The organism is Vibrio sp. Isolate25, assembly GCF_022398025.1.
Taxonomy (GTDB): Bacteria; Pseudomonadota; Gammaproteobacteria; order Enterobacterales; family Vibrionaceae; genus Vibrio; species Vibrio coralliilyticus_A.
Map to the genome: position 1 here is coordinate 392,774 of NZ_JAKEUT010000001.1, position 12,343 is coordinate 405,116.

At 41.8% G+C, this 12,343-nt stretch carries 12 protein-coding genes; 5 read left to right on the forward strand and 7 right to left on the reverse strand.

Features of this window, described 5'->3' with window-relative positions; all coding sequences use genetic code 11:
* Positions 1–4: 4 nt before the first annotated feature.
* Both vpsL and L1D15_RS01770 read right to left on the reverse strand, forming a co-directional pair.
* The gene (gene vpsL, locus L1D15_RS01765) at positions 5–1,399 is read right to left on the reverse strand and encodes an exopolysaccharide biosynthesis glycosyltransferase VpsL (RefSeq protein ID WP_239863794.1); all 1,395 of its coding nucleotides are present in this window, start codon (positions 1,397–1,399) and stop codon (positions 5–7) included.
* Between the two features lie 436 nt (positions 1,400–1,835).
* Positions 1,836–2,444 (reverse strand): TetR/AcrR family transcriptional regulator, encoded by a 609-nt coding sequence (locus L1D15_RS01770; protein WP_239835402.1) that lies wholly within the window; start codon positions 2,442–2,444, stop codon positions 1,836–1,838.
* 109 nt (positions 2,445–2,553) lie between these two features.
* Here L1D15_RS01770 and L1D15_RS01775 point away from each other — a divergent pair, with 109 nt between their 5' ends.
* Entirely contained in the window at positions 2,554–3,723 is a 1,170-nt protein-coding gene (locus tag L1D15_RS01775; protein WP_239874473.1) for an MBL fold metallo-hydrolase, read from the forward strand.
* Positions 3,724–3,777: 54 nt separating this feature from the next.
* Here the strand turns inward: L1D15_RS01775 and L1D15_RS01780 are convergent, their stop codons facing one another.
* Both L1D15_RS01780 and L1D15_RS01785 read right to left on the reverse strand, forming a co-directional pair.
* Complete coding sequence (locus L1D15_RS01780) at positions 3,778–4,872, reverse strand: mechanosensitive ion channel family protein (RefSeq protein ID WP_239874474.1); 1,095 nt, start codon at positions 4,870–4,872, stop codon at positions 3,778–3,780.
* A 123-nt stretch (positions 4,873–4,995) separates the two neighbouring features.
* Positions 4,996–5,442, reverse strand: coding sequence for a DUF2850 domain-containing protein (locus L1D15_RS01785; protein ID WP_239875101.1), 447 nt, complete (start codon positions 5,440–5,442; stop codon positions 4,996–4,998).
* Between the two features lie 544 nt (positions 5,443–5,986).
* Here L1D15_RS01785 and L1D15_RS01790 point away from each other — a divergent pair.
* Both L1D15_RS01790 and L1D15_RS01795 read left to right on the forward strand, forming a co-directional pair.
* Complete coding sequence (locus tag L1D15_RS01790; RefSeq protein WP_239874475.1) at positions 5,987–6,268, forward strand: pyrimidine/purine nucleoside phosphorylase; 282 nt, start codon at positions 5,987–5,989, stop codon at positions 6,266–6,268.
* A gap of 242 nt (positions 6,269–6,510) precedes the next feature.
* Positions 6,511–6,798 carry a hypothetical protein gene (locus tag L1D15_RS01795; protein ID WP_239836357.1) on the forward strand — a complete coding sequence of 96 codons (288 nt, stop codon included), beginning with the start codon at positions 6,511–6,513 and terminating at the stop codon, positions 6,796–6,798.
* On the opposite strand, the gene L1D15_RS01800 is transcribed toward L1D15_RS01795, so the two are convergent.
* Positions 6,785–7,951 (reverse strand): GGDEF domain-containing protein, encoded by a 1,167-nt coding sequence (locus tag L1D15_RS01800; protein WP_239874476.1) that lies wholly within the window; start codon positions 7,949–7,951, stop codon positions 6,785–6,787. The genes L1D15_RS01795 and L1D15_RS01800 overlap by 14 nt on opposite strands.
* 295 nt (positions 7,952–8,246) lie before the next feature.
* Positions 8,247–9,134: a LysR substrate-binding domain-containing protein gene (locus L1D15_RS01805; RefSeq protein ID WP_239874477.1), complete on the reverse strand. Its 888-nt coding sequence runs from the start codon at positions 9,132–9,134 to the stop codon at positions 8,247–8,249.
* Between the two features lie 90 nt (positions 9,135–9,224).
* Between L1D15_RS01805 and L1D15_RS01810 the strand changes: the two genes are divergently transcribed.
* Positions 9,225–10,136, forward strand: a complete 912-nt coding sequence (locus tag L1D15_RS01810; protein WP_239874478.1) for a DMT family transporter — start codon at positions 9,225–9,227, stop codon at positions 10,134–10,136.
* A gap of 8 nt (positions 10,137–10,144) precedes the next feature.
* On the opposite strand, the gene L1D15_RS01815 is transcribed toward L1D15_RS01810, so the two are convergent.
* On the reverse strand, positions 10,145–10,744 hold the full coding sequence (locus L1D15_RS01815; protein WP_239863807.1) for an alpha-ketoglutarate-dependent dioxygenase AlkB: 600 nt from the start codon (positions 10,742–10,744) through the stop codon (positions 10,145–10,147).
* 197 nt (positions 10,745–10,941) lie between these two features.
* On the opposite strand from L1D15_RS01815, the gene L1D15_RS01820 reads away from it, so the two are divergent.
* Positions 10,942–12,315: a diguanylate cyclase gene (locus tag L1D15_RS01820; protein ID WP_239874479.1), complete on the forward strand. Its 1,374-nt coding sequence runs from the start codon at positions 10,942–10,944 to the stop codon at positions 12,313–12,315.
* Positions 12,316–12,343 lie beyond the last annotated feature (28 nt).

Sequence of the window (12,343 nt, forward strand, 5' to 3'; positions counted from 1 at the left end):
TGACTTAGTAGGCGTTTTTGCCGACAAAACCTTTAAAAACAGTGAGGAAAACGATCTTTATGTCGAACCATAGTGACCATCTGTGGATGTAGTCGAGATCGAACTGAACTCGCTTCTCCATTTTGTCGATAGTATTCGTTTCGCCGCGCCAACCATTAACCTGAGCCCAGCCAGTGATGCCCGGTTTAACCTTATGACGTAGCATGTATCGGTTCACGATCGTACGATATTCTTCATTGTGCGCCACGGCATGTGGACGCGGACCAACGATAGACATGCGTCCTTGAAGGACATTGATAAACTGAGGTAGCTCATCCAGTGATGTACGACGAATAAAAGCCCCAAATTTAGTGACACGTGGATCGTTTTTCGTCGCCTGAGCCACTTTTTCTCCGTTATCCATGACCTTCATACTGCGAAATTTCCAAACCTTGATTGGTTTTCCATCTAAGCCATATCTAAGCTGTTTGAATATGATAGGTCCTGGAGATGAGATTTTGACGCCTATCGCAACGGCAGTGAGTACTGGGCTTATCAGCACTAGGATCAGGCTGCTTAGGACAAGGTCTTCTAGGCGTTTAAGCCAGGTTGATAAACCATTAAATGGGGTATCAAATATGCTGAAAGCGTTGACGTCACCAATGGTATACCAGCGAGAGTGGAGCAAGTTAAAAGTAAAGAAGTCCGGTACGACATAGGTGTTAACGGTACTATCCGAAAAAGCTTCCAAGATATCGGAAATGCGCTTTTGTGCCTGCATAGGTAAAGCGATATAGATATTTTGTACTTCCCCGTTCTTTGCTAATGCCAACGCATCTTTTATTGTCCCTAGTATAGGCAAATCGCTAGAGAGTCTTTTAGGTTCTCTATCATCATAAAAACCGGTAAGTTTAATGCCTAACTCTGGGTGATTACTCAGGTTTTTCGATAATTCTAAACCTTGAGGCGTCAAGCCAATAATAGCGGCTTTTTTGGTATGAACCCCTCTCTGATGAAGATAATAAAGAGCCATAAAAGCGAACGTTCGCCAAATAAGCAAAGTGGCAAAGGTCAGTACGATCCAATAACCAATGATCAGGCGAGAAAAGTCGGGGCCTGTTTTCGAAAAATAGCTAAGTAAAGTGAGCCCACCAACGGTCGAGAACCAGCAAAACGAGGTGTAAAGCGCAAGGGAACGAAGCTTAGCTGTGCGCCAATGGCTGTATATATCTAGGCTTTCAGCGATGAAAGAGTAGATGATGACACCTAACAGCCCAGCAGAAATGTAGCCTAAAGTAACAATGTGATCGTTGGCTTTTATTGCAATATACAACGCGCTGAGTATTACCAAGCAGTCAATCAAACGGTAAAAGACTTTACCGTGATAATTGGTAATACGTATCCTGCCTCGTTCACTCATTGGGGCTCCTGAAATACATGTAACCTCTGTAAGGTTTTATTGATGTGAAAATAGCAAGGCGCATTTTTATAACATCTTTATATATGTTGCAATGATATAAGGTGGCTCATTATTAAGACTGGCGATGTATTATTTTTGTATAGAGGGAAATGGATAGGATAGTTACTAATAAATAATCACTTAGAACAATATTAGGCTTTTTACTCAATAATTTACGGGTTATTTTAATGAGAGAATTTTATTTCAAATTTTTCCTTTATTCTTAAATTGAAGACGAAAGCGGAGGCTTTACTTTCTCATTTATAAGAATGGGGAGTAATTGGTGTTTACTTTTTATTAAATACAGTATTGGTTTTTAGGGCCGGTAATGCCTAATGAGTGTTCTAAGAGAGGTGCTAGGCAAGAGCAATGGTTAATACACTTGCCTAATTTAGGGTTATTTCTTAGTGTATCTGGCAACAAAAGTTTGTGCTGCGTACTCAACCGTTGATTTCAGCTGTTCGCAGCTTGCGGGTGGTTGGTGTCCCAATAATTGTGGCCAGAAAACGATGGCCTTAATACTGCCTATGAATTGCTCGATAGCCATGGGGATGTCCTCAACCTCAAGAGCACCGGCATTAATTCCTTGCTGCACCCATTGATTCAAACCGTACGAGTCCTCTATGGCTGCAAACTGTTTCATCAGTAATTGAGAAGTATGAGAGCAGCGAATGCACTCGGCCATCACTAAGCGAGCAGTCATTTGAAAGTCTTCGGTGTTGATGTAACACATCTGCTTGAGCGTAATATCAACAAGCTGCTCCGCCACTGACACAGAAGGTTCAAATTTCAGCTCACATTGTTCATTAAAGCGACACATTAGCTTATCTACAATGACCTCAAACAGAGCATCCTTGTTTGGATAATATTTATATAACGTGCGCTTGGAGACTCCAGCGTGTTTAGAAATACCTTCCATACTCGCTTGCTCAAAGCCTTTTTGAGAAAAAACTTCAATGGCGGATTTGATGATATCTTCTTGTTTTATATCGCTTCGTTTAATCATGCATTCATCTCAAAATACTTAAAGTAAACGATGGTGTTTACTTTTAATGCTGCAGTAACTAAAGTATACACCATCGTTTACTTTCTTGGGTAGCCAGTAGGTCATGAAAATGAGCAATATGATCAAAGCATCGATAGTTTCAGCACTAGGTGTTATGGGGTTCAGTCAGCTTCTTAAAGCGGAGAACAATGTTGAGTTGCGACAAAGTGAGCGTTTAAGAGCTGAACGGATTGACAACTCAAAGCAATTTCAGAACGGTAAGGCTATCGCTCGAATGCCGAACGTCCCAAGCTCCGAAAGTATGTCTTCGGTTATGTGGAAATTTTTCTTTGAAAGAGCAGCCTTGAAGCCGAATTCACCCTTGCCACATACACCTGTCGATGCTGATAAATTGGCTCATCGTAGTGATGAGATACGCGTAACCTGGTTGGGTCATTCAAGCTTATTTATTGATATCGACAGAACACGAATTTTGATCGACCCTGTGTTTGAATATGCATCCCCCTGGATTGCCAAGAAGCTATTTTCACGAAACGTAAAAGCTCCTGTTGAGCGCGATAACTTACCGCTTCCAGACGCTATCGTTATTTCTCATGATCATTATGACCATTTAGAGGAATCGACGGTCCGCTACTATGCCAATAAAGACGTAATGTTTATGGTTCCACTGGCTGTAGGCCGACACCTTGAAAAATGGGGAGTTAACCCAGACAAGATTCAAGAGCTTGATTGGTGGGAGTCCACTTCAATTAATGGTGTCACACTTACGGCAACGCCAGCTAACCATAATTCTGGTAGAACGGGGCTGGATTCGAATAGTACGCTATGGGCTTCTTGGGCCATTCATGGCCAGTCTGGCTCTATGTTCTACAGTGGGGACTCTGCTTATGATTCACATTTTAAAGAGATAGGTGAGAGGTTAGGCCCTTTTAATATGGCATTTATAGAAGTCGCCGCGAACGTGAAAGATGGTAAGGGCTTCCCGGTGGAAAATTGGGGTCATATGCAGGCTCGTCATACGATGCAAGCCTTTAAGGACCTAGAAGCGGAAAAGCTCTTCCCTGTGCATTGGTCTACTTTTGAATTGTTTGCTCACAAATGGGACGAGCCGATGACAGATCTGATTGCTGAGGCGAATGACATAGGAGCGGATTTAGTCACTCCTATGGTTGGAGAAACGATTGAACTCAATAATGAGATTAAGACATCATTCTGGTGGGAAAATCATGATGAAATCTTGGCAAAATCTGACTTAAGCTTGCAAAGTCATACATTCTAACTTTCTAAAAAATAATGATATTTAATAAGAAGCCCACAGATTGTGGGCTTCTTATTAGGCTTTGTCTTGTAGATCTTCGCCTGAAATGGGTGGATCAAACTTCAGGGTTTGAGTTGGGTAGGCGATATCAGCGTCATGTCGGTGAATAATAGTCATGATTTTAAGTAATACATCTTCTTTTACTTCATGATAGCGAATCCAGTTTACGGTTTTAGTAAAGGTATATACCATCATTTGTAATGAAGAGGGTCCAAAAGCGTTGAAATTCACGATTAAGGTTTGCTTAGTATCAATGTCAGGATGATTTTTGAGCATTGTTTTGATGTCTTTTACGATTTGAGCAACCTTCTCGCCATCGTCGTAGCGGACACCGATTGTTTCTTTGATTCGTCGGTTGAGCATACGCGATGGGTTCTCTACCACGATATGACTGAACACTGAGTTTGGGACGTATAGAGGGCGTTTATCAAAAGTACGAATGATGGTCATTCGCCATCCAATACGCTCTACGGTACCTTCGATTTGACGGTCCGGAGAGCGAATCCAATCCCCGACTTTGAATGGGCGATCGAAGTAAATCATCATTCCACCAAAGAAATTCGAGAGCAGATCTTTCGCGGCTAAACCCACAATCAGGCCACCGACACCACCAAAGGTCAACAAGCCAGATAGACTCAGGCCAAAGGCTTGCATGATGGTTAGCATACCTATAATGATGAAGAACAGCCTTGATACTTTAGCGATCGCTTGAACCGTTGTTTCATCACGAGAATGCTGCTTTAGTACGTACTCTTCAACATTGTTGATCAACCGCATGATAATCCAGATGAAAATAGCAATCACAAGAAGAAGCTTAAGCGTGCTAAGCCAATTTAATTTGGAATCCAAGTAGTCTTCGAGAATGAAACCGAGTGAAACGGTCGCAGGCCAGCACCAGATAAGAGTACTGATAGGGGTTTTTAGAGCGTGGAGAGTTAAGTCATCCCAATGGAAGTGAGTTTTCTCAACAAGAATATCTAATCGGCTATAGATAATGCGCCAAGCTACCCAAGCAAAAAAACTGGCAGCGGTAATAAATAAAACATTGGTATCCCAGCTTTGCAGTAAGGCGACAAGATTCTTAGGCAAATATGCAACTAACTCATTCATTAAACAGTTCTTATTGTTAATTTTACTGAGTCCAGTATAAAGGCTTGAAGGGAGGGAAACTACCGTCAATTTATGAGATGGCAACTGTAAGAGTGTATGTGGTTTGTTATTGAACTGGCATTGTTACTTTTTACTGCTGAAGTGCTCTGATAGGGCTGCTCGACGGTTTTTCGCTGAACCACTACTACCACTCATATCGACAGTATTCTCGTAACCCGCTTTGATGAAACGTTGAGTTGGGCTGTTGGGTTCTAAACGACGAAGTTGTGGAGACTTGAATGTGCCAGCAACCTGATAAATAGAAATGCCTCCCCCCGTAGTCACTGTGATAACCTTACCGTCAAAATCAAAGTTGGTCGTGACCAATCGATCATTACGATAAACTCCTCTCTCATTAAAGGTTAGAACCTCGGTATTATATTCAGGTGTACCAATTTCTATCCATCGCCCATAAACGTGCTTGGGGTGGACGTAATCTTGATAGCTGAAGAAAAGAAGAGACGAGAAAGCTATCGCTAAAGTGACTAATAGCGTAGCAAAAGACAATTTTAGAAAAGCTTCTTTTTCCATATAAGAGCGCTTTTTCCATCTTGGTGCATTGGTTGCTGCTCTGTTTAACGCCACATTCAACTGCTCTGATCAGTAAGCTGGTTGAGAAGTTTACCTGTATTTTGCTAAGTGTGGTGTAAGAGTTTAAACATTGCTGTTTACTATCAATGATAAGTTTGATCTTAAGCCAAAAAAATGCACGGTTTATTTACGTTAATATAAGGTTTTACCAATGCCTTACATTCTGCTTTCTGCCAGTAAGTATAGTCTGTCAGTCTTGTGATGCTGCAAAATACAATGGATGATAAGAGTTCTACCTTCCTGTTTGTGCAGTGCTAGATTAGCCACTATACGAGATAATCTCTTGGTTGGAATCTAAGCTTCATCTTTAGATATCAAGTTCCTTCTTGCCTATGGACGCTTATACGGTGACTTATGGCTTTTGTATTATTTTAGAAACTTGCCGTCTAATACGGGAAGCTATTTCGAGCTTGATTGGGGAGAATGATTCCGTTACAACAAGTCCTAGGTTACAGAAACATAAAGCAATTTTCATGGAGGATACATGATCAAAATAAATAAGTATTTTGAAGGCAATGTTCAGTCGCTAGGATTTGAGCAAGAAGGTAAGCAATCGAGTGTCGGTGTTATGGCTCCTGGTGAGTATACGTTTGGCACTGCAGCTCCAGAGCGTATGACAGTGGTGACAGGTAGCCTGACGATTAAGCGTGTAGGAGAAGATGCTTGGACGACTTATTCTAGTGGGGAATCATTTGATGTTAGCGGAGATTCTTCTTTTGATTTAAGAGTGTCTCTAACGACGGCTTATTTATGTGAGTATCTATAAATCCCAACTCCACGTGTGATAATACACGTGGTGATTTTCTTTTGATCTTGCTTCGATAGGTAATAAATTGGCAAAGAGTTTGCTTAAATTATTTTTAATTTGGGCATGAATACAAGGGAACGTGAGGTTTTTTCGGTCTATTGTTCGGGAATCCCGAAATGTCCTGTAGTAATAAACAAATTTATCATTTAGGGCGTTGGCTATACTTAATCTGACGGAACCGGTTCGAGAGGAGGTCGATGATGGCTGTAGTACCTAAACACAAAGACCCACATGCTCGTTACGATCCCAGTCAGGAGCTTACTGCAGATCAGTTGCACCGATTTGGTAAAGTAGCGAATAAAGCACAACAACGCCGAGATGAAGTTTCTCAGCGCAGTTCACTTAGAACCGCAGCGAGAGCGGCTAAAGAAACGGCAATGAAACCTGTTGTCGTACCCAAGAAAGACAAACCTAACTCTACCCGTTATGCAGCGTGGATGCTCGTTGTAATGGCGTTCTGCCTGTGGCTCATGTTTATGAGCCGTTAAACTTTTTTATTGGCGTTACTTTACTTGGGTCAGGGTTTTCCACGCTTTTAACCATGTCCGCATGGTCAAGTTGATAGTAGCGATACTGATTCTTGCCCCCGTGTTTTGCCGCGTACATCGCCTTGTCTGCACAGCGAGTTAGTTCGGGTAACGAATCCCCATCTTCAGGAAAAATAGCGACCCCAGCGCTGACAGTGAGCTTGTTGATTCTTTCCGTGCTTTGGTAACTGTCTTCAAATAGATGACAAATACGATTCAAAATACCATTAAGATCTTTGATGCTGCGTACGTCATAAAGGAGTAAAACAAACTCGTCTCCAGCGTAACGTGCGATTGAATAATCGTGCTTCTTTGTTTTCCTATCTTTGGAGCGAATATTATTTCTTAACCTTTTGGAAAAGTGTTGTAAAACACGGTCACCAACTTCATGCCCGTATGTATCATTAATAGCTTTGAAATTGTCTATGTCGAGAAAGACCATTGCAGTAATAGTGTTACTATCTCGCACTTCTTCTAGTTTCTCCAGCGCCCAACTTTCAAAACTCCAACGGTTAGCAAGGCCAGTTAACTGATCACGATAAGCGAGATCCTCTATACCTTCCTTATAGAGAGACTGAATATAGTTAACGACTTTTGCGTAAAAGTATGATGATGTATTACATAATAGATAGAGAGCAAATAGGCTGATGAGAAAGCGGTCGATGGAAATCGGTAGGGGAACCGTAATGATATTGGTAAACAAGCAAGTCGAAAAGGTAAGTAAATAAAAAGCAGAGCTTAGTATTAGACCAGTACGAAAGTCACATACAAAAATCACGGCAGCAAGTATTGGATATAACCAAAACAGCCGATCAGATGCGTTGTCACCATATACCAATAATAGGGTTGCCTGAAAGAGTAAAACACCTGAGAGTATTAAGTCTGAAAGGTTGTCTGATTGGTTGAAATTCAAATACCAAAGATTGGCAATTAAGATACCCACACACAAAATATTGAGTGTACCAAACAGGTAATTCTGATTCGTGATGTGCATGAAACCATAATAGGCAAGAATAGCCAGTGTGACGATCGAACAAAGAAGAACGACTTTACACTTACGAGCTGAGTGCATATCGGCCATTTCTTCTAAATGTTGTCCTACAAATCCCGCCATTTAATTCCCTGCCTGTAAATTCACAATCCGGCAATTAAAGTCTAGAAGAAAAAATGAAGTTTGAATGAAGGTATTATTCAAGGCAATTTAGTGAGAAGAAATAATTATATGAACCCTGTTTCTTATTATATAGCTGACTAGTATTAATCACTAAATTTTGGCGCTTATGTAACTAATTGTATTTGATGCTTAAATACACAAGGCGTTAATATTTTGTCGTTTTTAAATCTATGATTAAATTGAAAAAATAAAATGCTAGGTCTGTTCCTTATAATAAAATAGTCTATAGAAAATACTAAGCACTGAATTCATTTCTCAGCCAGTTACGCAATGTAAGGACGTGTTCATTTTTAAGTTTTTCTCGCTGACAAGCGAAGTAAAAGTCTTGATGAGGGTTGAGTACGGGGGTTCCGACTTCGACTAGAGAACCATGATGAACATCGTCACGAATGAATTGTCGGTGGGTCACAAATACCCCTAACTGACGGATTGTTGCCTGAACCGCCTGAATGGAAGCCGAAAATCTTAAGTTATTGACGGAGCTTGGTATTGGTAGTTGGTGGCTCTCACACCATACTTGCCAGTCATACTTTCTTCTATCATTTGCGGCGATAATTGCGGGGTAGCGTGCGAGAAGTGACTCTGGCGTTGTGCCCGTACGGACCAGTTCAGGGCTGGCGACCATCACTAACTCATCATGAGCCAGTAACTCGCAATAGTAATCTTGCCAGTCATCCGTTTTGCCGTGAATAATTGCAACGTCAACACCTTCATTTTCCATTACAAAGTGGCCAATTAAGTTAGAGATACGAATATCCAGTTGAGGCGCGTATTGATTAAAACGGTTCACTCGCGGAATCCACCAATGCATTGCTAATGAATTGACCATGTTAAGTGTTATCCGCTGACTTTGCTGCTCATCAATTAGGTGTTGAGTGGCGGTTATAATTTGCTCTATTGCTGGCGCGACTTGTTTGTAGTAACGGCGACCGGCAGCGTTGAGTGTAACTGTTCGTCCAGTACGAATAAACAGCGCTTGTCCAATCTGAGTCTCTAAAGATTTAATCGCTTGGCTTACTGCTGAGTGGCTCACATTCAGCGCTTTTGCTGCTTCCGTCATGCTGCCAGTCTCGGCAATTGCGATAAATGAATAAATTGATTTAAGAGGCGCTAGTTTTCTCATTTGTAAGTTTTTCTTACTTATTGTGTCAATATTACTCGTTTTTAATTTGTACTGACGGCTTCTAAACTAAGTGCTAAATACGGAGGAGTTATGCCCAGTCAGTTGTACCCAGTTTTATTCATGTTGTCTTCTACATTCAGTTTGTCATTAACCGGATTATTTTCCAAGTTTTTGAGTGAGCACTTTGACGCTAATCTACTCAGTTTTCTTAGATTTATCCTGCCTGCAATGGTATTAATTCTAGCGTTTTGTGGCAAAGATGTGCGTTGGCCAGACCGCAATGAACAGAGACCAATTTGGTTGAGAGCCTTGTGTATCGGGGCATGCCAAGTTTGTTTTGTTTACTCACTCCAGCATCTGACCTTGGTGGAAAGTGTGGTTCTATTTGGGACGGGCCCGTTGTTTATCCCATTGTTAGAAAAGCTTATATTTTCTATCAGTATTGGAGCAGTGAACCTGTTAGGGCTCCTGACTACCTTTGTTGGTGTGGTTCTACTGGCGGGAGATGTCAGCGGGTTCAACTTCAGAGCTGAGCTTTTAGTGGGACTTGCAGCGGGCGTGTTTAATGCTGGATCCCAACTCAGCCTTTATCGTATTAGTCAAAGTCGGTTGAATGCATTTGAAATCAATTTGTGGACTTTCCTATTCGCCGCTGTTGTTATCACACCGTTAGTCGCATTCAGCTTAGTGAATCATCATGCTATGTATCAAGCATCGGACGTAAGTCCTTGGCTTATTGTGATGGCGCTTGGTACTTTATCAGTGCTGATCATTAATACGCAGGTGTTTCGATCAAAAGCGTACAAACTGGCTGAGTCAGGCTCACAACTTGCGCCACTTATTTTTACCAATCTGTTGTTTACCGCGGCCTGGCAGGTGCTGTTTTATAACGAGCGTTATAACTCGTACCAAGTATTGGGGCTAACTCTGATTATTGCAGCCAACATTGCCTGTGTTGTGTTACCTAAGTGGCTAAAAAGTAAAAGTTTAAAAGCCGCATAAAGCAAGGGCTAGTAGATCATCCTGAAAGTCAGGTTTATTCTTTCTCCAATCTGTTGATTGGTTTTCGGTAAGCTGTGTTTCCAGAAGTGTTGCATTTCACCTGCCATGATTAATAGGCTGCCGTGAGACAACTCTAAACGGTAAGTTTGTCCTGTGTGAATGTGTTTCAGTACGAAGCGACGCGTGGCTCCTAGACTAAGTGATGCGATGGTCGGATTGCTTCCAAGCTCTGGTTCATTATCCTGGTGTGCTCCCATCGAGTCCTGGCCGTCTCGGTATAAATTGAGTAATACCGAGTTAAAAGGTTGACTCGCAACGTCTTCACATCGTAATTTGATCGAGTCTAGTGTTTCTGTCATGGGTATCGCTGGCATGGTTAAGCCGGAGTAAGTGTAAGCTTTATCGCCGTACCAAGCTTGCAAACGGGGTTGTTTGACCATACGTCCAAACAGCTGTATTTCTTCTTGTGACCAAGGTGTGACCTGCTTAAGGCAGGACATCAAACTATTGGCTTCATTGGGTGGCATAAAGTCGTTAATCCACAACAAACGGCCATTGGGCAGTTCTATCCACCTTTGTTCATAAGGTAGAGCATTAAACAAATCCAAAATTCACTCTCTTATCAATAATTTTATCTTTAATCGATGAAAACTTACCCAAGTTCATGTAGTTTTTATGTAAGTGCTAAAACAATAGCCATAATAATAATTATATACCTCTAACAGGTTAGGACTAGAAGCAGTACTTTCATTAGTATTGAAATCTGGTTCAACCAATGTGTTAGAGAGCTTGATCTGGGGGTGGAATGAAGTATCGATTTAGCAGTCGTGGGTCCGTTTTTTTGATGGCACTGACACTGCTTTGTTTTGCAACAGGACTGATAGAGTGGGCTGACCGTAGCCAAAAAAACTTCCTAAGAGGTAGCCTGCTCGATAAAGCAAAAGAGGAGCTGTCTATTGTTCGCTCAGAATTAGAGTCAGCTATTGTGTACGATATTTTTGCTGTGAATGATCTCACAGCATTGGTTGCAGGTCACCCTAGCTTCGAGTATTCAGGGTGGGATTTACTCGCTTCCAGTATTATGCGTAAGGCCAGTCACATCACGATTATTGGTTTAGCACCAGATGATGTTATTAAATACATTTACCCGTTAGAAGGAAACGAAAAAGCATTAGGACTTGATTATCGGACCGTGCCAAGCCAATGGCGGACAATAAACAAAGCCCGTGAAATTCAAGAAATCTTCATTGCTGGCCCCGTCAATCTGGTACAGGGAGGGAGGGCTTTGATAGCGCGTATTCCTATTTTTACCGATCCGCTTTATAACCGTGACTATTGGGGGGTATGCAGCGTTGTTATTTCCCTCGAGACTTTGTTTATTGATGTCGGCGTGGAAGAGTTATCCTTCAAATACAATATAGCGATGCGCGGAGTGGATAGCTCTGGGCAGGATGGGGAAGTTTTCTATGGTTCGCAGAGTACTTTTAATAATGCTTTTGCGACTGAAACTGTTCATTTCCCCTATGGTAGCTGGACGATTGGAGCCTCGACGAAGGACGATTTGCTGCAACAGAGTGAATGGTACCGAGTACATGTTGTTCGTCTGCTAGGTTACCCAATGGTCCTAGTTCTTTTGATTGCTTTTGTCGCAATTTATCGCCTTTACCAAGCTGCAGATCAGCGTTCCTTGCATGATGAGTTAACATCTCTACCTAATCGAAGGTATTTCATGTACACCCTTGAAAGTCATTTTGAGGCTGTGTCTCACTCTGAGAAAGGCGAGACGTTTGCCATCCTCAATGTAGACCTTGATAAATTTAAGCTGATTAACGATACCTATGGCCATGTGGCAGGAGATAAGGTGTTGATTGCCGTAGCAGAAAGGATTAAGAGCGTGCTTAGATCTTCAGATGTGGTAGCCAGAATCGGAGGGGATGAGTTTTTGATCATGTTGCCTCGGATGTCTGTCGCTAGTGATGTAGATGTTCTTAATATTGAGCTACAGAGAGCCATTTGCCATACACCTGTTATCTATGAGCAACACCTTATTAATATCCACGTCAGTGTCGGTTATGCGATGTATGTTCCTGAGTTTAAAAATGTAGATGATATGTTGAAAGTCGCTGATGCCAGAATGTATGAGGAAAAACGCCGTCAAGCTCAGCGTAGCGGAATGTAATCACGAATCTCTCAGTATAGGTCAGCAG

Excerpts from the sequence above, each read along its gene's own strand:
- vpsL (WP_239863794.1), bottom strand. The coding sequence starts at position 1,399 with ATGAGTGAACGAGGCAGGATACGTATTACCAATTATCACGGTAAAGTC.
- L1D15_RS01770 (WP_239835402.1), bottom strand. The coding sequence starts at position 2,444 with ATGATTAAACGAAGCGATATAAAACAAGAAGATATCATCAAATCCGCC.
- L1D15_RS01775 (WP_239874473.1), top strand. The coding sequence starts at position 2,554 with ATGAGCAATATGATCAAAGCATCGATAGTTTCAGCACTAGGTGTTATG.
- L1D15_RS01780 (WP_239874474.1), bottom strand. The coding sequence starts at position 4,872 with ATGAATGAGTTAGTTGCATATTTGCCTAAGAATCTTGTCGCCTTACTG.
- L1D15_RS01785 (WP_239875101.1), bottom strand. The coding sequence starts at position 5,442 with ATGGAAAAAGAAGCTTTTCTAAAATTGTCTTTTGCTACGCTATTAGTC.
- L1D15_RS01790 (WP_239874475.1), top strand. The coding sequence starts at position 5,987 with ATGATCAAAATAAATAAGTATTTTGAAGGCAATGTTCAGTCGCTAGGA.
- L1D15_RS01795 (WP_239836357.1), top strand. The coding sequence starts at position 6,511 with ATGGCTGTAGTACCTAAACACAAAGACCCACATGCTCGTTACGATCCC.
- L1D15_RS01800 (WP_239874476.1), bottom strand. The coding sequence starts at position 7,951 with ATGGCGGGATTTGTAGGACAACATTTAGAAGAAATGGCCGATATGCAC.
- L1D15_RS01805 (WP_239874477.1), bottom strand. The coding sequence starts at position 9,134 with ATGAGAAAACTAGCGCCTCTTAAATCAATTTATTCATTTATCGCAATT.
- L1D15_RS01810 (WP_239874478.1), top strand. The coding sequence starts at position 9,225 with ATGCCCAGTCAGTTGTACCCAGTTTTATTCATGTTGTCTTCTACATTC.
- L1D15_RS01820 (WP_239874479.1), top strand. The coding sequence starts at position 10,942 with ATGAAGTATCGATTTAGCAGTCGTGGGTCCGTTTTTTTGATGGCACTG.